A 23021-nucleotide genomic window follows, 5' to 3' on the forward strand; every position below is an offset into this window, starting at 1 on the left:
CCGTCCGGGCTAACGCCGACAGCCTTGGGATTTCCCGCAGTTGGCGTCTCCCGGCAGTCACGCAGGGCGACCACCGTCACGCGGAGGCAGGTCACGTCAAGTGACTCCGCGTGAGGGTGATCCCCCCTTCTTCGCGCACTGCGACTCCTCAGTCACGCTACGCTCACGAGGATTCCGGCTCAGACGGACAATTCTCGACACCAGACCGACAGGTCACTCAGGCAGCCCCAGTTCACGGCAGAACGGCACAAGGCGACGAATGCCCCAGCACACCTCCGGGTCCGACCGGGCGGCGATCCCGCCAGCCGCTCGCGACGGCGGTAGCGTGCGCCCGCCCGCTCCCGCGACACTCGACGAGTTGTGGCGGTCGTACAAGGCGACGGGTGACGACCGGCTGCGGGAGCAGTTGATCCTGCACTACTCACCGCTGGTGAAGTACGTCGCGGGACGGGTGAGCGTCGGACTGCCGGCCAATGTCGAACAGGCGGACTTCGTCTCGTCGGGGGTGTTCGGGCTGATCGACGCGATCGAGAAGTTCGACATCGAGCGGGAGATCAAGTTCGAGACGTACGCGATCACCCGGATCCGGGGCGCGATGATCGACGAGCTGCGCGCGCTGGACTGGATCCCGCGCTCGGTGCGGCAGAAGGCCCGCAATGTGGAGCGGGCCTACGCGACGCTGGAGGCACGCCTGCGCCGCACCCCGTCGGAGGGCGAGGTGGCCTCCGAGATGGGCATCGCGGTGGAGGAACTGCACGCGGTGTTCAGCCAGTTGTCCCTGGCGAACGTGGTGGCCCTGGAGGAGCTGCTGCACGTCGGCGGCGAGGGCGGTGAGCGCCTGAGCCTGATGGACACGCTGGAGGACACCGCGGCCGACAACCCGGTCGAGGTGGCCGAGGACCGAGAGCTGCGCAGATTCCTCGCACGGGCCATCAACACGCTGCCCGACCGGGAGAAGACCGTGGTCACGCTCTACTACTACGAAGGACTCACGCTCGCGGAGATCGGCAACGTGCTCGGGGTCACCGAGAGCAGAGTGAGCCAGATCCACACCAAGTCGGTGCTCCAGCTGCGGGCGAAGCTGGCGAGTTTCGGCCGCTGACGGGTGGCGGGCGCACGCCGAATCGTCCCTGCCCCGCCGCTGTCGGGGCGCCGCCGCCACCGCCGGGTGGGCGGAGTGGCTGCCGTCCGGGGCGGTCCGTCCGTACAGTGGTTGACGTGCCAAGGATTCGAGCGGCCTCCGTGGCCGAGCACCGGTCGATGCAGCGAGCCGCCCTGCTGGACGCGGCGCGGTCCCTCCTGTCCGAAGGCGGGACGGAGGCGCTGACCTTCCCTGCCCTCGCCGAACGCACGGGACTCGCGAGATCGTCCGTCTACGAGTACTTCCGCTCCCGCGCGGCCGTCGTCGAGGAGCTGTGCGAGGTCGACTTCCCCGTGTGGGCGGCCGAGGTCTCCGCCGCGATGGAGCGGGCGGACACCCCCGAGGACAAGGTCGAGGCGTACGTACGGCAGCAGCTCGCGCTGGTCGGCGACCGGCGGCACCGCGCCGTGGTCGCCATCTCCGCGAGCGAGCTCGACGCCGGAGCGCGGGAGAAGATCCGCGCGGCCCACGGCAGCCTGGTCGCGATGATCGTCGAGGCGCTCGGCGACATGGGACACGCGGAACCACGGCTGGCCGCGATGCTCCTCCAGGGCGTGGTCGACGCCGCCGTGCGCCGCATCGAGCTGGGCGCCGCGGAGGAACCCGACGCGATCACCGACGCGGCCGTTTCCATGGTTCTGCGGGGCGTGCGGGGCTGAGTCCGACGCTTCCCTGTACGCGGACGTGACGGCGGGATCCGTGGGGCTCGGGCGTGACGCCGGGACCCGTCCTCCTTGCGCGGCGGGCGAGCGACGCCGGGACCTGTGGTGCGCGGATGTGGCGCCAGGCCCGTGGCGCGACGGCCGGGACCCGTGGCGCGGCCGAGGCCGGGATCCGTGGTGCGCGGACGTGACGCCGGGGCCCGTGGGGCGTGGGCGAGGCCGGGATCCGTGTTGCGCGGATGTGACGCCGGGACCTGTGGGGGCGAGGGTCGGGACCCGTGGCGCGCGGGCGGGGCCGGCATCCGTGGTGCGCGGATGTGACGCCGGGACCCGTGGGGCGAGGACGACGCCGGGGCCCGTGGCGCGAGGGCCGGGACCGTGGCACGCGGAGGCGACGCCGGGACCCGTCCTCCTTACGCGGCGGGTGTTCGCGGCGCCCCCGCCACCGGCAGCAGGCGTGACGGGCCCGCGCGCAGCAGCCAGGGCGGGAGCAGCGACAGCGGGTCCAGATACGTACTGCCTCTCAGCAGCCCCCAGTGCAGGCACGACCTGGCACAGTGCGAGCCGCCGCCTTCGACAGTGCCGAGCAGGTCGCCCGCCGCGACCTCGTCGCCCTTGCGCACGGACGCCAGCACCGGCTCGTACGTCGTCCGCAGCGGCGGAGTGCCCGTGCCCGGCAGTTCGACCGAGACGACACCACGGCCCGCGACCCGGCCCGCGAAGGACACCCGGCCCGCGGCGACGGCACGGACCGGCGCACCCGGGGCCGCCCCGAGGTCCACACCGCGATGGCCCCGGGAGTACGTCGTCGCCGGTGGCTCCCAGCCCCGTACGACCGGAGGGCGCGCGCCCACGGGCCAGACGCGGCCGGCCTTCGGCACCGGGTCGGCCGCGGATCTCGGCACCGGATCGGTAGCAGTCCGCGGCACCGGGTCGGCGGCCGAAGCGCTTCCCGGCTCCGATCCCGAGCCCGAGGTCGAGCCCGAGCCCGGATCTGGGCCTGGCGCCTGATCCGGACGCGACTCCTGATCCGGGCCCGGGACTTGGGCCGGGGCCGGGGCCGAAGCCGGGGCAGGGGACACGGCCGGCGCCGGGGGCGCGGGGCCGTTCGCCCGGGCGGGGGCCGACGGGCCCGCCGCGCCCAGGACGGTCGCCGCCAGCCCCAGCCCCAGCAACAGCCCGAGCCACGTACGCACACATCGTTTCGCTCGCATGCCGACACCGTCCCGCAACCGGGCCGATCATGACCGGGATCTGTGGAGTACCGGCCGGTTGTGGACAGCGGCGTCACCCGGCGCCTCTCGGGTCCCGTACACTTCTGATGGCGATCCGGGTCACCGGGTCGACTTCGCACGCCCCGACACCTGGTCGTCAGCGACCGGTGTCAGCGCCTCTCGGTCCCTCGTGGCAAGGCGCATCGCGGGCGTCAGGCGCGAGTGCCGTCCGGCACACGCGGCACAACCGAGAACACCAAGGAGAACGGCCATGGCCGTCGTCACGATGCGGGAGCTGCTGGAGAGCGGCGTCCACTTCGGTCACCAGACCCGTCGCTGGAACCCGAAGATGAAGCGCTTCATCTTCACCGAGCGCAACGGCATCTACATCATCGACCTGCTCCAGTCGCTGTCGTACATCGACCGCGCCTACGAGTTCGTCAAGGAGACCGTCGCCCACGGCGGCACGGTCATGTTCGTCGGCACGAAGAAGCAGGCGCAGGAGGCCATCGCCGAGCAGGCCACCCGCGTCGGCATGCCCTACGTCAACCAGCGCTGGCTGGGCGGCATGCTCACCAACTTCTCCACCGTCTACAAGCGTCTGCAGCGCCTCAAGGAGCTCGAGCAGATCGACTTCGAGGACGTCGCCGCTTCCGGTCTCACCAAGAAGGAGCTTCTCGTGCTCTCGCGCGAGAAGGCCAAGCTGGAGAAGACCCTCGGTGGTATCCGCGAGATGCAGAAGGTGCCCAGCGCCGTCTGGATCGTGGACACCAAGAAGGAGCACATCGCGGTCGGCGAGGCCCGGAAGCTCAACATCCCGGTCGTCGCCATCCTCGACACCAACTGTGACCCCGACGAGGTCGACTACAAGATCCCGGGCAACGACGACGCGATCCGCTCCGTCACCCTGCTCACCCGCGTGATCGCCGACGCCGTCGCCGAGGGCCTCATCGCCCGCTCCGGCGCCGGCAAGGCCGAGGGTGACAAGGCCGCGGGCGAGCCGCTCGCCGCGTGGGAGCGCGACCTGCTCGAGGGCGAGAAGAAGGCCGACGAGGCCGAGGTCCAGACCTCCGCCGAGACGGAGAAGGTCGCCGACGCCGAGCAGGCCGACGCTCCGGCCGCCGAGGCCGAGGCTGTCGCCCCCGCCGCCGAGGCTCCGGCCGCGGACGCCGAGCAGGCCTGACCCCTCACCCCTTCGGGTTTGTGAACGGCGGGGGCCCACGAAGCCCCCGCCGTTCATCCCGTAGATCTTCAGACTCCGAGAGAGATTCCAGGAATCATGGCGAACTACACCGCCGCTGACGTCAAGAAGCTCCGTGAGCTCACCGGCGCCGGCATGATGGACTGCAAGAAGGCGCTGGACGAGGCCGACGGCAACGTCGACAAGGCCGTCGAGGCGCTGCGCATCAAGGGCCAGAAGGGCGTCGCCAAGCGCGAGGGCCGCTCCGCCGAGAACGGCGCTGTGGTTTCCATCATCGCTGACGACAACACCTCCGGTGTCCTGGTCGAGCTGAAGTGCGAGACGGACTTCGTCGCCAAGGGCGAGAAGTTCCAGGCCGTCGCCAACCAGATCGCGCAGCACGTCGCCGCGACCGCCCCGGCCGACCTCGAGGCGCTCCTCGGCTCCGAGATCGAGTCCGGCAAGACGGTTCAGGCGTTCGTCGACGAGGCCAACGCCAACCTGGGCGAGAAGATCGTCCTGGACCGCTTCGCCCAGTTCTCCGGCGCCTACGTCGCGTCGTACATGCACCGCACCATGCCCGACCTGCCCCCGCAGATCGGTGTCCTGGTCGAGCTGGACAAGGCCGACGCCGACCTCGCCAAGGGCATCGCGCAGCACATCGCCGCCTTCGCGCCGAAGTACCTCTCCCGTGAGGACGTCCCGGCCGAGGTCGTCGAGTCCGAGCGCCGCGTCGCCGAGGAGACCACCCGCGCCGAGGGCAAGCCCGAGGCCGCCCTCCCGAAGATCGTCGAGGGTCGCGTCAACGGCTTCTTCAAGGAGGCCACCCTGCTGGGCCAGCCCTACGCGCTGGACCAGAAGAAGTCCGTCCAGCAGATCCTGGACGAGGCCGGTGTCGCCCTGAAGCGCTTCTCGCGCATCAAGGTCGGCATCTGAGTCCGTACCGCGATCGACGCGCGACCCCGATAGGGTCGACAGCAGTCGTCCCGGTACGCCGGCACCCACGCGTGCGTGCCGGACGACAGCAGATCTGACGAGGAGGCCATTGCCGAGCATGGGATGCGAACGACACCCCACCGGCAATGGCCTTCTTCGTATGTGCGACACGTAAAAGAGGCGAGATCTCCATGACCACCACCCAGGCCGACAAGGGCGAGAAGACCGACGACGGCAAAGGCGCGGGACGCTTTCTGCTGAAGCTTTCCGGTGAGGCGTTCGCCGGTGGCGGCGGGCTGGGCGTCGACCCCGACGTGGTGCACAAGATCGCCCGCGAGATCGCGGCCGTCGTGCGCGGCGGTGCCCAGATCGCCGTCGTCATCGGCGGCGGCAACTTCTTCCGCGGCGCCGAACTCCAGCAGCGCGGCATGGACCGGGCCCGCTCCGACTACATGGGCATGCTCGGCACCGTGATGAACTGCCTCGCCCTCCAGGACTTCCTGGAGAAGGAGGGCATCGACAGCCGTGTGCAGACCGCCATCACCATGGGGCAGGTCGCCGAGCCGTACATCCCGCTGCGCGCCGTGCGCCACCTGGAGAAGGGCCGCGTCGTCATCTTCGGCGCCGGTATGGGCATGCCGTACTTCTCCACCGACACCACCGCCGCACAGCGCGCCCTGGAGATCGACGCCGAGGCGCTGCTGATGGGCAAGAACGGCGTGGACGGGGTCTACGACTCCGACCCCAAGACCAACCCCGAGGCAGTCAAGTTCGACTCGCTCAGCTATGGCGAGGTCATCACGCGTGACCTCAAGGTCGCCGACATGACGGCCATCACGCTGTGCCGGGACAACAAGCTGCCCATCCTGGTCTTCGAGCTCCTGGCCGAGGGCAATATCGCGCGGGCCGTCAAGGGTGAGAAGATCGGCACACTCGTGGGCGACCAGAGCGGCCGGGCCTGACGGGGACCGTCCCGGACGGGGAACCGACCCCGGGACGGGGACGGACCCCGGCCGAGGACGGACCCTGACCGGGGGATGGACAATGTCCTGCCGGTCCGGAACCGTGCAGGAATAAGACGCGACGCAGCCGGCCGCCGACCCGACGAGGAAACAGCTGCCGGGCCTACTCAAGACACGCAGGAGCAAGTGGTGATCGAAGAGACCCTCCTCGAAGCCGAGGAGAAGATGGAGAAGGCCGTCGTGGTCGCCAAGGAGGACTTCGCCGCGATCCGCACCGGCCGTGCGCACCCGGCGATGTTCAACAAGATCGTGGCCGACTACTACGGCGCACTGACGCCGATCAACCAGCTGGCCTCGTTCGCGGTGCCCGAGCCGCGCATGGCCGTGGTGACCCCGTTCGACAAGAGCGCGCTGCGCAACATCGAGCAGGCGATCCGCGACTCCGACCTGGGCGTCAACCCCAGCAACGACGGCAGCATCATCCGGGTGGTGTTCCCCGAGCTGACCGAGGAGCGCCGCAAGGACTACATCAAGGTCGCCAAGACCAAGGGCGAGGACGCCAAGGTCTCGATCCGTTCCGTGCGCCGCAAGGCCAAGGACGCCATCGACAAGCTGATCAAGGACGGCGAGGTCGGCGAGGACGAGGGCCGTCGTGCGGAGAAGGAGCTCGACGACACCACCGCGAAGTACGTCGCACAGGTGGACGAGCTCCTGAAGCACAAGGAAGCGGAGCTGCTCGAGGTCTGATGAACGACTCTTCCTGGGGAGCGCCGCCACAAGCCGGGTACTGGGGGGCGTCCGAGCAGGGGCCTGTCCAGGGGGCAGGTCCGGCGGGTCCCACGTACGATGCGCATGACGCGCAGCAGACTCGCCCCATGCCCATCGTGCCCGACGAACCCGCACACGGCGGAGACCAGGATGACGACCCGGGGGCCGCTCAGCTGGGTGGCCCCCTGTTCCGCGACGACCCATCGTCGACGGTGCCCTTCGGGGAGCCGTCGCACCACCCGCAGAGCCCGCAGGAGCCCATGCCCAGCGCCACCCCCCAGCCCGCCCCCGCGCCACAGAAGAAGAGTGCGGGACGCGACCTGGGCGCGGCCATAGGTGTGGGCGTCGGGCTCGGCGTCGTGATCGTCGCGTCGTTGTTCGTCGTCAAGGCCGTGTTCGTCGGCGTGGTGGCGGTCGCCGTGGTGGTGGGGCTGTGGGAGCTCACTTCGCGGCTCGAGGAGCGCAAGGGCATCAAGGCGCCGCTCGTCCCGCTGGCGCTCGGCGGGGCGGCCATGGTCGTCGCCGGCTACGTCCGCGGCGCCGAGGGTGCCTGGGTGGCGATGGCGCTCACCGCGCTGGCCGTCCTGGTCTGGCGGATGACGGAGCCCCCCGAGGGCTACCTGAAGGACGTCACGGCGGGGGTCTTCGCGGCCTTCTACGTGCCGTTCCTGGCGACGTTCGTGGCCATGATGCTGACCGCCGACGACGGGCCGCGCCGCGTCCTGACGTTCCTGCTCCTGACGGTCGTCAGTGACACGGGCGCGTACGCGATCGGCTGGCGCTTCGGCAAGAACAAGCTGGCGCCGCGCATCAGCCCCGGAAAGACCCGTGAGGGCCTGTTCGGCGCGGTCACCTTCGCGATGGCGGCCGGCGCGCTGTGCATGCAGTTCCTGATCGACGGCGGCAGCTGGTGGCAGGGTCTGGTCCTCGGCCTCGCGGTCGCGGCCAGCGCCACGCTCGGCGACCTCGGCGAGTCCATGATCAAGCGGGACCTGGGCATCAAGGACATGGGCACGCTGCTGCCGGGGCACGGCGGCATCATGGACCGGCTGGACTCCCTGCTGCCGACGGCTCCGGTGGTCTGGCTGCTCCTGGTGATCTTCGTGGGCTCCGGCTGACCTCCACATCCGTCACCGGCCTGCTGTTTTGAGGGTGAGGGCCCGCCGTTCCACGGAACGGCGGGCCCTTTCCGTGCCGAGCAGTGTGCGGCCGCCGTGCCGAGTCGTGCGCCGTCGGCCGGCGGGTTTCGTGTGCCGTCGCCGGGCCGGAGTGCGCGGGTGCGGGTGCGGGGCCGGGGCGACTGATCTAGCGTCGGAAGCAGAAGGGCGCTCCGCCGAGCCGACGGGTGCGGGGGCCCGGGGCCACGGCCGTACACCGGCCGCGCCCGGTGCTCGGCGCCGAGCATGCACGAGCCCCGACCCCGAAGAGCAGGTGTCCCCATGCGTATGTCGGCCCGAATCGCCGGTGTCCTCATCGGTCTGCCCCTCGTCCTGGGCGGCGTGGCCTTCGCCGCCCCCGCCGCCCACGCGGACATCCCGGCCTGCACGAACATGGTCAAGCAGGCGGGCGTCCAGGTCTCGGACGCCGTCACGGCGGCGTGCACCCGAGGCGTGCACAGCGACCTCACGGGCTGTGTGAACGCCCTGACCGCCGCGGGCGTGCCGGGCGGTGCCGCGAACGGTGCCTGCCGGCTCGCGGCCAACCCGCCGTGACGGCCCGCCCCCGCCCATCGACCGGCCGAGGCCATGGCCGGATGAGCGCCTGACGCTGCGGCCGTGCACTCCGGCCGCAGCGATCGGTGGGGTGGACGCATGCCACGGTCACGGCGCGGTGCTCGCTGGGGCGGCCGTCCGTCCCGGCCGCAGCGATCGGTGGGCCGGCCGTCCGCCACGGCCGCCGCGATGCGACGGCCGCACGTGAGGGCCCGCCGCCGTCAGCAGTGGCAGAGCAGATCGACGACGACGGCCTCGGCATGCAGGTCGTCGAGGTACGCGTTGGCCCGCTCCCAGTAGTCGTCGCTCTGCCCGTCCGACCACGTGCCGTCGAGGGCGAGCAGGGCGAAACCGGGCACGGCGCACTGGACCGCCGACCGCCGGGCCTCCGCGTGCTGCTGCGCGAAGTACGCGATCGGATCGTTCAGCAGGAACGACATGTCGAAGTGCGGATCGCCTGCGACGGCCCGCTGCGCCACCTCCTGCACCAGCGGCTGGGCCAGGTGATCCTTCTTGGCGTCCTCACGGGAGTAGCCGTCGGGGTCGGAGTCGTGACGGGCGACGAAGTGGGACAGCGGCCGGGCCTCGGGGTGCTGTGCGGTCAGTTCGTCCCAGGCGGCGAGCAGCGCGTCGTACTGGTGCGCCGACCGTCGCCGCATCGCGTCGAAGTCGAGCATCCCCCGTGGCCCGCCGCAGCACTCCAGCGGACCGAGCGGTTCGAGCTCCGCCTTCCTGCGGGGGACGGTGGAGGCCGTGACGAGCCTGCGGTCGCCGTCGTGGGCCGGCAGGACGAGGTACGGGGTCCTCGCATCGGAGTGGATGGTCCACCAGTCCCACTCACCGACCGGATTCCACTCGTCGGTGAGGTTGATGTCGTAGGGCGCCATGGCGGTGGCTATCGCCTCCGGAAGCTTCCGTGGCTTGGTCGGTGGCAGGCACACCGTGACGATGAACTTGGTCATACGCGGGATCGTAGAGCCGGGGCATTCGCCGCGGTCGTGCGGCCGTGGCGCACGCGGTCGTCCCCGTGCCGTCGCCCGGCGCGGCGGCGTACGGCGGTGTCGGCCCGGCTCAGTCGAGGACCCCGAGCTCGCTGTCCGGCCGGCAGTGCGAGCAGGCGTCGACCCCCTCGGTGAGGGCCCGCAGCGCCTGGTCGCGCGGGATGCCGCGTACGCGCTTGCCGGCCATGTGGCAGCCGCCCACGTGCACCGCGACCGGTGGTTTTTCGCTGCCGATGCCCACTTCGAGCAGCCAGTCGGGCACCGGTGGCCGTGCCTGCCGGCCGCGGTCCCGCTCCACCTCGCGCCGCTCGATGTCGGCGATGCGTCGCTGTACCCGGGTGAGCGAGAGGATCAGCCACGTCTCCAGCGTGCGGAGCCTCGGCAGGTCGGGCGGCAGGTCATCGTGCACATGTTCGATTCTATGACTGCATCGGGCCGGAGGCACTCCTCACCCCGAAGGCCTTGGGTGCGCCCCTCTCGCCCGAAGATCGTGGTGCACCCCTCCGTCCCGAAGGCTGTGGTGCACCCGTCCGGCCTGAGGGTCGCGGTGCGTCCCTCAGGCCCGCAGTCCTCTGGGGTCGCCGCAGGGGCAGGCGCCCCGGTTGTCGCACGCGAGGCGGAGCTTTCCTCCGGGTTCGGATTCGGGCCGCTCGCGGCGAATCCTCGCTGCGACTCGCCCGTCACTGCCCGCTTGTGCACCGAAAATGCCCGGATTGGTATGTTGTGCCGCGATCACAGACAGTTACCTACCGCAGGCATCCACGCCGAGAGGGCCGGAGATGGGCGATCTGACGCGCCGCGATGTGTTCAAGGGAACGGGGGCTCTCGGCGCCGCCGCCATCGTCGACGGAGCACTGGGGACGCCGGCCCGGGCGCGTGCGCGGGGCGACGAGACCGACGTCGTCGACGTCGCGGTCATCGGCGCCGGGGTGTCCGGGGCGTACGCCGCCTGGCGTCTGCTCGGTCCGGAAGCCGAGCGCAGCGGCGCGCTCAAGAAGCTTCGGCGGCGTGGCCGCGGTCCCCTCAAGGTGCACCTGTTCGAGGGCAGCGAGCGCGTCGGCGGCCGCCTCTTCTCGGTGACGCCGCCCGGCATGCCGCACCTGCACGCCGAGCTGGGCGGGATGCGCTACCTCGACAACCAGCCCGTCGTGGCCGACCTGGTGGAACATCTCGGGTTGCCGACGGATCCCTTCCCGGTCGACGAGCCGCAGAACCTCGTCTACCTGCGCCGGCACCGCTTCACCCAGGCCCAGTGGAACGACCCGGCGGTCGTGCCCTACGACCTGCCGGCCGCGATCCGGGGCAAGTCGCCGGACGACGCGCTCGTCTCGGTCATCGAGCGTTTCGTCCCCGGCGCCGCCGGCATGAACCAAAAGGCGTGGGACAAGATCAAGCCGACGGCGTCGGCCGACGGCCGGCACCTCTACGACATCGGGTTCTGGAACCTGCTGCTCGACGCGGTCGGGCAAGAGGGGTGGTCGTTCCTCCGGGACGGCTTCGGCTACGGATCGGTCGTGGCCAACGTCAACAGCATCGAGGCCATGGAGGCGTCGGTGGCGGACTTCGTCGGCTCCCCGGCACCGCAGTACCTGCTGCTGCGCAACGGCTACCAGACGGTGCCCGAGGAACTCGTCCGGCGGTTCGAGGCGGAAGGCGGGACCGTCCACCTCCACCACCAGGTGCGCCGGATCGACCGGGAGACCGTCCATGGCGAGGAGGTGCTGGCCCTTGCTCTCTCCGTCTGGCCCACGGGCCGGCCGCTCACGGTCCGGGCACGCCACGTCGTTCTGGCGATGCCCCAGCGCTCGATCGAGCTGCTGGACCCGGACACCTTCCTCTTCACCAGCGACCGGTTCCTGTCCGACCTCGGCTCGATCGTCCCGAGGCCCGCCTCCAAGCTCTTCCTCGGTTACGACCGGCCGTGGTGGGAGGATCTCGGCCTGCGCGCCGGCCGCTCGGTGACCGACCTGCCGCTGCGCCAGACCTACTACTGGGGCGTCGAGGGCAAGCAGCCCGGGGCCGACCCGGCCGACCGCAACGCCCTGCTGCTGGCCTCCTACAACGACCTCAGCGACGTGGAGTTCTGGAACGAGCTGCTGACGCGGCCGCACCGCCTCGCCCCGGTGGCGGTGACCCGGCCGCCACGGCCGATGGACGCTTCGGCGCCGGGGACGCTGGTCGACGAGGCTCAGCGGCAGTTGCGCGAGCTGCACGGCCCCGACGCCCGTATCCCCGACCCGACGTCGGCCTACTTCCAGGACTGGGTGCAGGACCCGTACGGAGCGGCCTTCCACTTCTGGCAGGTGGGGGCGAAGAGCTGGGAGATCATGCCGCGCATGCGCCACCCGCTCCCCGACGCCAACCTGTACGTCTGCGGAGATGCCTGGTCGACCGGACAGGGATGGGTCTACGGCGCGCTCACCCAGGCCGAGCTGATGCTCGAGGAGCACTTCGGCCTGCCCCGTCCTACGTGGCTCTCACCAGGCACCTACCTCGGCCCGTGACCGCCGGCCCGTCAGCCCGCGAGTGCAGCCAAGTCCGGCGAATCGACCGGGGGTGCCCGGCTCACGTCCGAGGAGGTGGGCGAGCGCATGGCCATCACACCCCATAATCCAGATCCCGACCACCGCTGGCCGCGATCAGCCAGAACAGCGAACCGCTGCCGAACGGCCAGCCGGTGGTGGCCACATCGACCCAGCCGTTGCCCGGCTCATCGGACCCCGAGTCCCACCACCACCAGCTGCGGTCGTCGCCCATTCCCTCGTCGGTCGGGTCGAAGTAGTAGAGCCAGCCCGACAGCGTCCAAGGCCCTTGGCCGAACGCTGATTTCTGCTTGGGTGTCGTCGCCCGCCACTTTCGCAGCCAGGCTTTGGCATCGAAGGGCCGGCCGGGTTCCGGCTCCGCATGCTCAGGCGCGCAGCGCTGAACGAACCCCGCCGGCAGTAGCTCCGGCCATCGATCGAGCGCCGGCCAGTCATTCGTCCGCCGGAGCACACACGCCAGCACGGCACGGGCGTTCGCGATGACTCGCGCCGGATCCTCGGCGGTGAACCGGACACGCACGAGGAACGGCCGCTGTCGGCCGTCATCGGCCCCGAGCCCCGACTGAAGACGCCGCAGCTCGCCCGTGATGATCTCCACGGCGAGGAAGTGTGCACCGTCGCCGGCTTCGGCGCACCTCAAAAGGGCTCACTACGGCCCCCAGGTCTCGATCGGCTGGTCGTGCCGGCCGCCGCCACCGTGGCGGAGGGGGGCGCGGCAAGCGACGGCCCGTGAGTAGAGACCCGGACACGAAGTGTTTCGGTCAAGAACGTGCCTCCGGCGGGGCGCTCAGGCTCCGAGATGGCGGGGGCGCCGTTCGCGAGTGCCGGCCGAGTGTGGCGTGTGTGGGGTGCCCCCATCCCGTCTGCCGTCGGCCCAGGCAGAGCCGAGCAGGCGCGGCCCAGGGCGTCAAGGTCGTTCGTCCAGCAGGGCGCTCCACGTTGACGCCCTGAACCACGCCCGCTCCACGGTGTGTGGGTCGACGGCAGACGGGATGGGAGCCGAGGAAGTCTGTCGCGTTCCGGTGTGTTCGGGAGTGCCGACGAGGTACGAATCTCGCATCGTTGAGGAGCGTACGCTGCTGGAATCCGGCAATGACCTGGAGCGACGGATGTGCGAAGCTCCGGGCCGTGCGAAGAACTTTCACTGTGCGCAGCGGAACCTTGTTCGGGTTGAGCGTCGCCCTCCTGTCGTTCGTGGCACTCACCTGGCTGCCGGGGCCCTCTCCGATCGACGGCACAGGCTGGACGATGGCGGTGATGATGTTGTCCTTCGTGCTTTGTCTGTGTGCCGCGGTGCCCGTGATCAATTCCGAGGCGAGCAGGTCTCCGAAGTGGTTCCTTGGACGAGGCCTGCCTGGCCATGTGCGCGCCACACTCGGGCTGCTGATCGTTTCGGGCGTAGTGCTGCTTGTCGTGAACGTATTGGACGGCGGAGGCGCCTTGGAGACACCGCAAGCCTTGGGCGACCGGTACTTCGCTACCGATATGACGGCCTCGCCCCGCGTCGAGGTGGAGATCTCGCGGAGCCGGTACGAGTTCGAAGTCGAGGACGAGCAGCGCATGATGCTCGTCCTGACGGGTCTACTCTGCGCCGGGGCCACCTGGCTCATTCTCGCAATCGGTGCACCGTACCGACAGGAAGCCGCTTCCAGGAGACCGCCGCATTGGGCTGACATCAGCGGCTGACACCAACGTGCGCGAACAACGGCGGCCGACGCCGGATCTCTGCGGACGCTCGACCAAAGCGACAGGCCGGTTAAGCGCTGTCGACAGCCCTTGGTATTTGACCTGATAAGGATGAGGCCACGCTTCAAAGGTCGGCGACCACGCGGGGCGTCACCGTTAACCGATGGGCGGCGCCTCGCCGGCTTGACACGGGTCATTGAGACTCCGGCGACGTTGAGTTCGAGGACATGCAGGAGAACGGGACCAGCGATCAGGTGATCCGACCGGAGGGGCTTACGATCACCTCTCATGGCCACAGTGATCTTGACCGTCGGGGTGGCGTTCATCGGCTACCTGGCGACCTATCTCAACGGACTGCGACTGGCGCAGAGAGAGGCCCGACTGACGCGGGTCAATGTCCAGTTGAGCGACTTCTACGGTCCTCTGTTCGCGCTGATGGAAGCCAACAGCCGCGTCTATGACACCTTCTCTGAGATGTACGCCCGCCCCGACGGGCGCGATCCCTTCCACCACGACATACCTCCCACCGAGCAGGAACTCGCGCGGTGGCGCACATGGGCCACTACCGTCTTCATCCCCAACATTCAGGCAATGCGTGACGTGGTGGTCACGAAGGCCGATCTTCTGATCGAGGAGGAGATGCCTTCGGCACTGCTCCAGCTCTGCGCGCATGTCGCTGGATACGAGATCACCGCCGCGCAGTGGGCCGAGGGCAATTACGAAGAACACCTGTCACTCATACCGTTCCCTGGCCGGGAGCTGAGGGAGTACACCCGCGACCGGTTCACTCACCTGAAGAGCGAGCAGGCAAGGCTGCTGGGGCGCCGACGCTCAAACCGTCGACGCTGAAGCGGAGGGGCGAAGCCGTGCCACAGCCGTGCCAGAACAGGCGGTCACTCACGGGGAGTCGGGGTACCAAGAGCCCAGGCGGTCCTGCACGGCTGGCCTTGCCGGGCGATTCCCCGGCAGTGCCGAGCAGCGATCGAACTTACAGGGCGGATGTCGGCGGTTCGAAACCGTCCGCGCCCACCGGTCTCAGGACACGAACAAGGCCCAGGTCAACCGGTGTGAATCCGGATGCCTGGGCCTTGATCTTTCTCAGCGGCTCTTCGGCGCCGTGCCACTCACGTGCCAGATGGGCCGTGCGGAGGCCGCTTCACCTTCCTGATCTGAACGTCGATGTAGTCGGCGATCGGGTGGTCACGGCGGGCGTGTCGGCTGGAAGTCCTCGTAGTGGATGTACGTGGGCTTTCGGCCAACCGCTACTCGCCTCCTTCTGCCCCACCGGCGGGTGCGACGTTGGTAGCGGCCACCGCACGGCGCAGGGCCCGCGCAAGTTTCACGGCGTTTCCGACGGCCCAGACGTGGATGAAGAACATGCGGGGCGTGTCGGCCAGGCCATGGTTGTGCAACTCGACGATCCCGATTCCGCCGCGCTGGAGCGCGTCCAGCACGTCCTGCGCCTCCCCGGCCAGCACGGCGAAATCCCCGCTGACCGCGGCACAGCCTCCTCCCACCGGCTGGAAGCTGAGGGCCGTGGTCGCCCCGGAACCGAGCGGCAGGATGTAGTTGCCGTCGGTCATCGTCTCGCGGCGCCGGAAGACGGACTTGTAGACGCTGCCATAGACGGTACCTGCGGTGCCCAGGGCGGCGTCGATGCCCGCTGTGTCCAGCTTCAGCTTCTTTGCGGGGGTCGTCGAAGACTTGGCGGGCGGCGTGCCTGTGCAGGCGAACGCGGCGCGCAGGCCGCGGGCCAAGGGCAGGGCATCCGGACCGTGCCCGTGCGTATGGATCCACACGAGACGGGGAGTGTGAGCGAGCAGGTGGTTGTGAATAGCCGTCTGCTCGATGCCGTGTGACTGCAGTGCGCCGGTCACACGGTGCAACTCCGTCTCGGTGACGGCCAGTTCTCCCATGGTCAGGATGGTGTTGTCGGCATAGCGGATGAAGGACACGTGCGAGCCGATGGCGAGTTGCGGCGACACAGTGACGCCGTGGGAGACGACATGCAGGTCGGTGCGAGGGAAAGCCGTCCGGTAGATCTGCCTGCCCAGCATGCTTCCCTCGCGGCCCAGCTCCGCCGCAACGTGAGCCCAGTCCTTCGCCGAGCTCTCGGCCGGACGCACCAACGCGCCGCCATCCCGGCCGGCCCTGCCGTCAGCGCCTGCACGCTCACCGCCGCGGTCGTGATCCGTGCCGCCATGCGCCCCTTCGCGTGAGGCGCCCGGCTCGGCGCCGACAGCCCGTCCCGGCAGTGCCGCGAATGCCGATCCCAGCGCAGCCGTGGTCAGGACGCGGCGTCGTGATGCCCCTGCACCTGTTCCGGCCGGCACCGGCCGCGCTTCAGTAGCCATGTATTCGCCATCCCAACCACATTGTGGAGGAGCCCGCCGGATCCTCTCGACGAGCCGTGATCGATAGGCGCAGCATGACGGCTTAAACAGCCAATAACCCCCTATTACGCTAAAAGTGGCATGTCACAGCATCATGCAATGTGGAGCCCGATCACACCGGAAACACGTACATCTCGGATCAGGCGGGGAGTCACGGGGAACTACCGATCAAGGTTCCGATGATCCCCACAAGAGAGAGGAGCGGTGAGTCGGTGCCGGCGCAGCTCGGTACGGCCGGGCCGCTCGGCAAGCTGCCGGTAGGTGGCGCTCCACTCCTGCTGCGCCTGGGCAAGGTCGTCGGGGAACGATCGCATGGCCAAATTCAAGCACGTGTTCGAATTTCTCGGCCACCAGTGGGCGCGGTACGCGACGCCATGACGCTCCGACCGAGTACCGAGCTGGGCCGTCCCTGGGCTGTGCGAGGTCGACCAAAGCTGACAGACGGCACCCGTGGGTGACCGTCCCCACCCCGCTCCGGCCTGGGCCGGTCGAGTTGATCTGCGACACTGGAAGGGTTATGCCGAAGCCCGGAGAACTCACTTTCGTCGCCCCGCGCGGAGCCAAGAAGCCGCCGCGGCACCTTGCCGATCTCACGCCCGCCGAGCGCAAAGAGGCTGTCGCCGCGATCGGCGAGAAGCCGTTTCGTGCCAAGCAGCTCTCGCAGCACTACTTCGCGCGGTTCGCGCACGACCCCGCGGAGTGGACGGACATCCCGGCCGCGTCGCGCGACAAGCTCCAGGAAGCGCTGCTTCCCGAGCTGATGTCCGTCGTGCGGCACCTGTCCACCGACCAGGACACCACCCGCAAGACCCTGTGGCGCCTCTTCGACGGCACGCTCGTCGAGTCCGTGCTGATGCGGTACCCGGACCGGGTGACCATGTGCATCAGCTCCCAGGCCGGCTGCGGGATGAACTGCCCGTTCTGTGCGACCGGCCAGGCCGGCCTCGACCGGAACCTGTCGACCGGCGAGATCGTGCACCAGATCGTGGACGGCATGCGCGCCCTCAGGGACGGCGAGATCCCGGGCGGCCCGGCGCGGCTGAGCAACATCGTCTTCATGGGCATGGGTGAGCCGCTCGCCAACTACAAGCGGGTGGTCGGAGCGATCCGCGCCCTCACCGACCCCGAGCCGGACGGGCTCGGACTCTCGCAGCGCGGCATCACCGTGTCGACGGTGGGACTGGTCCCCGCCATCCACCGGTTCGCCGACGAGGGCTTCAAGTGCCGGCTCGCCATCTCGCTGCACGCACCCGACGACGAGCTGCGCGACACGCTCGTGCCCGTCAACACGCGGTGGAAGGTGCGCGAGGTGCTGGACGCCGGATGGGAGTACGCGGCGAAGTCCGGGCGCCGGCTGTCCATCGAGTACGCCCTCATCCGCGACATCAACGACCAGGCATGGCGCGGTGACCGGCTCGGGCGGCTGCTCAAGGGCAAGCCGGTGCACGTCAACCTCATCCCGCTGAACCCGACCCCGGGGTCGAAGTGGACCGCCTCGCGGCCCGAGGACGAGAAGGCGTTCGTCGAGGCGATCGCGGCCCACGGCGTGCCGGTGACCGTCCGGGACACCCGCGGCCAGGAGATCGACGGGGCGTGCGGACAGCTCGCGGCCACCGAGCGTTAGACCTCCGGCACGACACCGGCCCGGCCACCGGGTGCGCCGGGCCGGCGGAAGCACCACGACGCGGGCCGCCGGGCGCACCATGATCCGGGCCGGCGGACGGCACACCGGCGGTCGCGTCTCGACCCCGGATGCCGCGTGTCGGCCCCGCGGTCACCGCCCGCCGGGCCCGCAGGGGCCAGACGGTACGCTGAGGCCTGTACGTACATCTTCATATTCCGACAGGGGAGCGCCACAGCGCTGAGAGTGCGGGACAGACCGCAGACCCTCTGAACCTTGCCCAGGTCATTCTGGGTAGGAAGTTCGGTCATCACTCAAGCTGTTGCGCCCTGCCCGGGAACTGTCAGAGGTCCCGGGCAGGGCCGCGTCTCTTCCTGGTCCCCCAGGAGGAAATCAGTGAGCACCACCAAGAAGTTCGCAGCCGTGGCCGTAGGCCTCGGCCTGGCCGCGCTGTCCGCGTGCGGATCGTCGGGCGGCGGCTCGGCGGACCCGAAGACCGTCACGCTCGTCAGCCACGACTCGTGGGCCGTGTCGAAGAGCGTGCTCAAGGACTTCGAGAAGCAGTCCGGCTACAAGGTCAGGGTCCTCAAGGACGGTGACGCCGGGCAGGCCGTGAACAAGGCGATCCTCACCAAGGACAACCCGCAGGGCGACGTCTTCTTCGGCGTCGACAACACCCTGCTCTCCCGCGCCCTCGACAACGGGCTCTTCCAGCCGTACGAGGCGAAGGGCTCGGACCTGGTGCTTCCGCAGTACCGCGTCGATCAGGACAAGCACCGGGCCACGCCCGTCGACTCGGGCGACATCTGCGTCAACTACGACAAGGCCTATTTCAGCGAGCACAAGCTGACGCCCCCGCAGTCCTTCGACGACCTGATCAAGCCCGAGTACAAGAACCTCCTCGTCACCGAGAACGCGTCCACGTCCTCGCCCGGCCTCGGCTTCCTGCTGGGCACCGCCGCGAAGTACGGCGACGGGGACGCCTCCGGATCGAGCGGGGGAGGCTGGCAGGACTACTGGAAGAAGCTCAAGGCCAACGGCGTGAAGGTCGTCGACGGCTGGGAGCAGGCCTACGACGAGGAGTTCTCCGGGTCCGCCGGCGGCAAGAAGGCCAAGGGCGACCGGCCGCTGGTCGTCTCGTACGCCTCCTCCCCGCCCGCCGAGGTGATCTACGCCAGCCCGAAGCCGAAGACGGCGCCCACCGGCGTCGCCACCGGCACCTGCTTCCGCCAGGTCGAGTACGCGGGACTGCTGAGCAACGCCGGGAACGCCAAGGGCGGCAAGGCGCTCATCGACTTCATGCTCACCAAGGAGTTCCAGGACGACATGCCGCTGAACATGTTCGTCTACCCGGTGCGCGAAGCCGCCCAGGTGCCCGCGGAGTTCGACCAGTACGGCCCGCAGGCCAAGAACCCCGAGACCATGGCGCCCGACAGGATCGCCGCCAACCGTGACCAGTGGGTCAAGTCGTGGACCTCGCTCGTACTGAAGTAGCCGACGCGTCCGAAGCCGTCGCCAAGGCGCCGACGCCCCGGGAGACCGGGAGCGGGCGGCGCGGAGGCGGCAGCTTCGGACGCGAGGGACGCGGCGGACGGCGCGGAGCGGGCGGGCGCGCGAACGTGGCCCGGCTCGGCCTCATGGCCGTGCCCGTCGCGTTCTTCGCCGTCTTCTTCGCCTACCCCGTCGCCGCCATCGTGGCCCGCGGCCTCAAGACCGACGGGCAGTGGCGGCTGGGCCGGATCGCGGACGTGCTCACGCAGTCCGACATCCGGCACGTGCTCTGGTTCACCACCTGGCAGGCGCTCGCCTCGACGGCGCTCACGCTGCTGATCGCGCTCCCCGGCGCGTATGTGTTCGCACGCTTCGATTTCAGGGGCAAGCAGGTCCTCCGAGCCGTGGTGACGGTGCCCTTCGTGCTGCCGACCGTCGTCGTCGGCACGGCGTTCCTGGCGCTGGTCGGCCGAGGCGGCCTGCTCGACGAGCTGTGGGGCGTGCGGCTCGACACCACGGTCTGGGCGATTCTGCTCGCGCACGTCTTCTTCAACTACGCGGTCGTCGTACGGACCGTCGGCGGGCTGTGGGCGCAGCTCGACCCCCGCCAGGAGGAGGCCGCGCGGATGCTCGGCGCCTCGCGGTTCGCGGCCTGGCGCAAGGTGACGCTTCCGGCGCTGAGCCCGGCCGTGGCCGCCGCCGCGCTCATGGTGTTCCTCTTCACCTTCACCTCCTTCGGCGTGGTGCAGATCCTCGGCGGCCCCACCTTCTCCACCCTCGAGGTCGAGATCTACCGGCAGACCTCGCAGATCTTCGACCTCGCCACCGCGGCGGTGCTGACGCTCATCCAGTTCGTGGCGGTGGGCGCGATCCTCGCCGTGCACGCGGGGACGGTGCGCCGCCGGGAGACCGCGCTGCGCCTGGTGGCCCCGGAGACCACCGCGCGCCGGCCGCGGGGTGCGGGCCAGTGGGCGCTGCTCGGGGGAGTGCTCGTGAGCGTCGCCGTCCTGCTCGTGCTCCCGCTCGGGGTGCTCGTCCAGCGCTCGCTCGACACGCCGGGCGGCCATGGCTTCGCCTACTACAGGGCGCTGGCCTCCGACGACGGAGGTGCCTTCCTCGTCGCGCCGGTCACGGCGATCGGCACCTCGCTGGAGTACGCCCTCGCCGCCACCGCGATCGCCGTCGTGATCGGCGGACTGGCGGCCGCCGCCCTCACCCGCCGTGACGCGGGCCGTCTCGTGCGGGGCTTCGACGCGCTGCTCATGCTGCCGCTCGGCGTCTCCGCCGTGACGGTCGGTTTCGGATTCCTCGTCGCGCTGGACGAACCGCCGTTGGACCTGCGGAGCAGCTGGATCCTGGTGCCGCTCGCGCAGGCGCTGGTCGGGGTCCCCTTCGTGGTGCGGACGATGCTGCCCGTGCTGCGGGCGGTGGACGGACGACTGCGCGAGGCGGCGGCCGTGCTCGGCGCCTCGCCCTGGCGGGTGTGGCGCGAGGTCGACCTGCCGATGGTGCGGCGGGCGCTGCTGGTCGCGGCCGGGTTCGCCTTCGCGGTGTCGCTCGGCGAGTTCGGGGCGACCGTGTTCATCGCGCGGCCCGACAACCCGACGCTGCCGGTCGCGGTGGCACGTCTGCTCGGGCGGGCGGGCGACCTCAACTACGGCCAGGCGATGGCCCTTTCGACGATCTTGATGGTGGTGTGTGCGGTGGCGCTGCTGCTCCTGGAGCGGGTACGGACGGACCGGACGGGGGAGTTCTGACCATGCTCGAACTCGCAGGCGCGACCGTGCGCTTCGGCGCGCGGGCCGCGCTCGACGCCGTCGGTCTCGACGTGGCGGAGCACGAGATCGTCTGCGTGCTCGGGCCGAGCGGCAGCGGCAAGTCGACACTGCTCCGTGTCGTCGCGGGACTGCAGGCGCTGGACGCCGGGCGGGTGTGCCTGGACGGTCGGGACCTCGGCGGTGTTCCCGCGCACAAGCGGGGCGTGGGCCTGATGTTCCAGGACCACCAGCTGTTCCCGCAGCGGGACGTGGGCGGCAACGTCGCCTTCGGGCTGCGGATGCACGGTGCAGCGAAGGGCGAACAGGCCGCACGGGTAAGGGAGTTGCTGGAGCTCGTGGGGCTTCCGGGGGCCGCGTCCAGGCCCGTCGGGGAGCTGTCCGGCGGCGAGCAGCAGCGGGTCGCGCTGGCCCGCGCGCTCGCCCCGCGCCCTCGTCTGCTGATGCTGGACGAGCCCCTCGGTCAGCTGGACCGGTCCCTGCGCGAGCGGCTCGTCGTCGAACTGCGCCAGCTCTTCGGCGAGTTGGGCACGACGGTGCTGGCCGTCACGCACGACCAGGGCGAGGCCTTCGCGCTCGCCGACCGGGTCGTGGTGATGCGCGACGGCCGCATCGCCCAGTCCGGTACACCGCTGGAGGTCTGGCAGCGCCCCGCGGACGCCTTCGTGGCCCGCTTCCTCGGCTTCGACAACGTCGTGGAGGCGACGGTGAGCGGTGAGGCCGCGGACACGCCATGGGGCAAGGTGCCGGTGCCGCAGGGCTCCCGGCAGGGGGTCGGCACGCTCCTCGTGCGGCCCGCCGGCGTACGGCTCGTGGACGGGGCCGACGGGCTGCGCTGCACCGTAGCCGCACGCACCTTCCGGGGCACGCATGTCGCCGTACAGCTGCAACCGGAGGGCGCGCCGCGGCTCGAGGCGGCGTGCGCGCTGCGCGACGCGCCGGCGCCCGGTGATGTGGTCGGAGTGGCGTTCGACGCCGCCGAGATCGCCGTGCTCGGGGGGCCGGGCGGCGCATAGGGTGCGCCCCGCGCCGCTGCTCGGACCAGACGCCCCCGCGCCGCCGGCCGCCCCGGAGACGGCCCGCGGACACGCGTGTGGCCCGCCCCCGGGAAGGGGACGGGCCACACCTGCGTACGGTGGTGCGTCAGCCGGCCTTCGAGGCGCGACGGCGCATGCCGAAGAAGACCGCTCCGCCGCCGACCACGACGAGCGCGCCGGCGATACCGGCGATCATGCCGGTGTTGGAGTTCGCACCGGTCTCGGCGAGGTTGGAGTCACCGGTCGCGGGCGACGGGGAGTTGTCCCCGGTCGTCGCGGGAGCGGTGGTGCTCTCGGAGGCCGACGGGGTCGGCTCGTCCGAAGGCGTCTCCGAGGGAGCGGGAGTCTCCGACGGCTTGGGGGTCTCCGAAGGCGACGGCGTCTCCGTGGACTTGCAGGCCTCGGAGGGCGCGGTCAGGTTCGGGGAGATGTCCTCGTCGACGATGTTCCCGGCCTTGATGTGCACGCGGTACACGGCCTTGGGGGACCAGTCCTCCGAGAACGTCACGGTGGCGCCCTCGCGGGTGCCGGTGACCGTCTTGGTGCCGACCAGCTTCTCGTCGGCGCCGTTCGACTCGAGGTAGACCGAGACCTCCGCCTCCTTGCCCGAGGAGTCGGTGTCGGTCACGGTGATGATGCCCTTCCCGTTGTCGTCGCAGGAGGCGACGGCCGAGAAGTCACGGATGTTGCAGGCGAGTGCGTTGCCCGCGACACCGAGCGCGAGCGCGGCCGAGGCGGATGCAACACCGAGGATGCGCACGGAACGTGCGGTACGGCGAGATATGGACACGATTGCCCTTCACAGATTGCGCAACTGCGGGGGGTGAGGGGGGATTTGTTGTGCATCATGCGGCGGCAACAGCTCCCCCAGGAGTCTCACTGGTTTATAAGCGCCACCT

General features: G+C 70.2%; 21 protein-coding genes. 15 read left to right on the top strand and 6 right to left on the bottom strand.

Annotation, left to right across the window (positions count from 1 at the left end):
- The first annotated feature begins 259 nt into the window (after positions 1-259).
- Both whiG and ACSYGO_RS32595 read left to right on the top strand, forming a co-directional pair.
- On the top strand, positions 260-1102 hold the full coding sequence (gene whiG / locus ACSYGO_RS32590) for an RNA polymerase sigma factor WhiG (protein WP_028802460.1): 843 nt from the start codon (positions 260-262) through the stop codon (positions 1100-1102).
- Between the two features lie 140 nt (positions 1103-1242).
- Positions 1243-1800 (top strand): TetR/AcrR family transcriptional regulator, encoded by a 558-nt coding sequence (locus ACSYGO_RS32595; RefSeq protein WP_426678044.1) that lies wholly within the window; start codon positions 1243-1245, stop codon positions 1798-1800.
- Positions 1801-2216: 416 nt separating this feature from the next.
- Here ACSYGO_RS32595 and ACSYGO_RS32600 read toward each other — a convergent pair whose 3' ends face one another.
- The gene (locus tag ACSYGO_RS32600) at positions 2217-2732 is read right to left on the bottom strand and encodes a murein hydrolase activator EnvC family protein (RefSeq protein ID WP_460388625.1); all 516 of its coding nucleotides are present in this window, start codon (positions 2730-2732) and stop codon (positions 2217-2219) included.
- Between the two features lie 556 nt (positions 2733-3288).
- Here ACSYGO_RS32600 and rpsB point away from each other — a divergent pair.
- The 6 genes from rpsB to ACSYGO_RS32630 all read left to right on the top strand — a co-directional run bounded on the left by rpsB (position 3289) and on the right by ACSYGO_RS32630 (position 8575).
- A complete protein-coding gene (gene rpsB / locus ACSYGO_RS32605) occupies positions 3289-4200 on the top strand; it encodes a 30S ribosomal protein S2 (RefSeq protein WP_345658610.1) in 912 nt (303 codons plus the stop codon).
- A 96-nt stretch (positions 4201-4296) separates the two neighbouring features.
- Entirely contained in the window at positions 4297-5133 is an 837-nt protein-coding gene (gene tsf / locus ACSYGO_RS32610) for a translation elongation factor Ts (RefSeq protein WP_345658609.1), read from the top strand.
- 191 nt (positions 5134-5324) lie between these two features.
- Positions 5325-6095 (top strand): UMP kinase, encoded by a 771-nt coding sequence (gene pyrH, locus ACSYGO_RS32615; protein ID WP_095936924.1) that lies wholly within the window; start codon positions 5325-5327, stop codon positions 6093-6095.
- Between the two features lie 189 nt (positions 6096-6284).
- Complete coding sequence (gene frr, locus ACSYGO_RS32620; RefSeq protein ID WP_028802465.1) at positions 6285-6842, top strand: ribosome recycling factor; 558 nt, start codon at positions 6285-6287, stop codon at positions 6840-6842.
- The gene (locus tag ACSYGO_RS32625) at positions 6842-7981 is read left to right on the top strand and encodes a phosphatidate cytidylyltransferase (protein ID WP_460388627.1); all 1140 of its coding nucleotides are present in this window, start codon (positions 6842-6844) and stop codon (positions 7979-7981) included. Before frr ends, ACSYGO_RS32625 begins: the two co-directional genes overlap by 1 nt.
- 327 nt (positions 7982-8308) lie before the next feature.
- Complete coding sequence (locus ACSYGO_RS32630; protein ID WP_432187115.1) at positions 8309-8575, top strand: hypothetical protein; 267 nt, start codon at positions 8309-8311, stop codon at positions 8573-8575.
- Positions 8576-8796: 221 nt separating this feature from the next.
- On the opposite strand, the gene ACSYGO_RS32635 is transcribed toward ACSYGO_RS32630, so the two are convergent.
- Positions 8797-9537, bottom strand: a complete 741-nt coding sequence (locus ACSYGO_RS32635; RefSeq protein WP_426677988.1) for a hypothetical protein — start codon at positions 9535-9537, stop codon at positions 8797-8799.
- A 109-nt stretch (positions 9538-9646) separates the two neighbouring features.
- Positions 9647-9985 carry a DUF6233 domain-containing protein gene (locus tag ACSYGO_RS32640; RefSeq protein ID WP_095936928.1) on the bottom strand — a complete coding sequence of 113 codons (339 nt, stop codon included), beginning with the start codon at positions 9983-9985 and terminating at the stop codon, positions 9647-9649.
- Between the two features lie 370 nt (positions 9986-10355).
- On the opposite strand from ACSYGO_RS32640, the gene ACSYGO_RS32645 reads away from it, so the two are divergent.
- On the top strand, positions 10356-12080 hold the full coding sequence (locus tag ACSYGO_RS32645) for a flavin monoamine oxidase family protein (protein WP_460388629.1): 1725 nt from the start codon (positions 10356-10358) through the stop codon (positions 12078-12080).
- 94 nt (positions 12081-12174) lie between these two features.
- Here the strand turns inward: ACSYGO_RS32645 and ACSYGO_RS32650 are convergent, their stop codons facing one another.
- Positions 12175-12717 (bottom strand): HMG-box domain-containing protein, encoded by a 543-nt coding sequence (locus ACSYGO_RS32650; protein WP_460388631.1) that lies wholly within the window; start codon positions 12715-12717, stop codon positions 12175-12177.
- A 548-nt stretch (positions 12718-13265) separates the two neighbouring features.
- Here ACSYGO_RS32650 and ACSYGO_RS32655 point away from each other — a divergent pair.
- Positions 13266-13805, top strand: coding sequence for a hypothetical protein (locus ACSYGO_RS32655; RefSeq protein WP_460388633.1), 540 nt, complete (start codon positions 13266-13268; stop codon positions 13803-13805).
- A gap of 288 nt (positions 13806-14093) precedes the next feature.
- Positions 14094-14654, top strand: coding sequence for a hypothetical protein (locus ACSYGO_RS32660; RefSeq protein WP_460388635.1), 561 nt, complete (start codon positions 14094-14096; stop codon positions 14652-14654).
- 413 nt (positions 14655-15067) lie between these two features.
- Here ACSYGO_RS32660 and ACSYGO_RS32665 read toward each other — a convergent pair whose 3' ends face one another.
- The gene (locus ACSYGO_RS32665; RefSeq protein WP_435221487.1) at positions 15068-16159 is read right to left on the bottom strand and encodes an LppY/LpqO family protein; all 1092 of its coding nucleotides are present in this window, start codon (positions 16157-16159) and stop codon (positions 15068-15070) included.
- Between the two features lie 556 nt (positions 16160-16715).
- On the opposite strand from ACSYGO_RS32665, the gene rlmN reads away from it, so the two are divergent.
- The 4 genes from rlmN to ACSYGO_RS32685 all read left to right on the top strand — a co-directional run bounded on the left by rlmN (position 16716) and on the right by ACSYGO_RS32685 (position 22101).
- Positions 16716-17822 (top strand): dual-specificity RNA methyltransferase RlmN, encoded by a 1107-nt coding sequence (gene rlmN, locus ACSYGO_RS32670; RefSeq protein ID WP_426677994.1) that lies wholly within the window; start codon positions 16716-16718, stop codon positions 17820-17822.
- Positions 17823-18215: 393 nt separating this feature from the next.
- Positions 18216-19313, top strand: a complete 1098-nt coding sequence (locus ACSYGO_RS32675; RefSeq protein ID WP_426677995.1) for a thiamine ABC transporter substrate-binding protein — start codon at positions 18216-18218, stop codon at positions 19311-19313.
- Positions 19314-19456: 143 nt separating this feature from the next.
- Positions 19457-21067, top strand: coding sequence for an ABC transporter permease (locus ACSYGO_RS32680; RefSeq protein WP_460389790.1), 1611 nt, complete (start codon positions 19457-19459; stop codon positions 21065-21067).
- Between the two features lie 2 nt (positions 21068-21069).
- Positions 21070-22101 (top strand): ABC transporter ATP-binding protein, encoded by a 1032-nt coding sequence (locus ACSYGO_RS32685; RefSeq protein WP_432187122.1) that lies wholly within the window; start codon positions 21070-21072, stop codon positions 22099-22101.
- A 127-nt stretch (positions 22102-22228) separates the two neighbouring features.
- On the opposite strand, the gene ACSYGO_RS32690 is transcribed toward ACSYGO_RS32685, so the two are convergent.
- The gene (locus tag ACSYGO_RS32690; protein ID WP_426677997.1) at positions 22229-22912 is read right to left on the bottom strand and encodes an LAETG motif-containing sortase-dependent surface protein; all 684 of its coding nucleotides are present in this window, start codon (positions 22910-22912) and stop codon (positions 22229-22231) included.
- Between the last annotated feature and the right edge of the window lie 109 nt (positions 22913-23021).

This window comes from Streptomyces krungchingensis, from assembly GCF_054729265.1.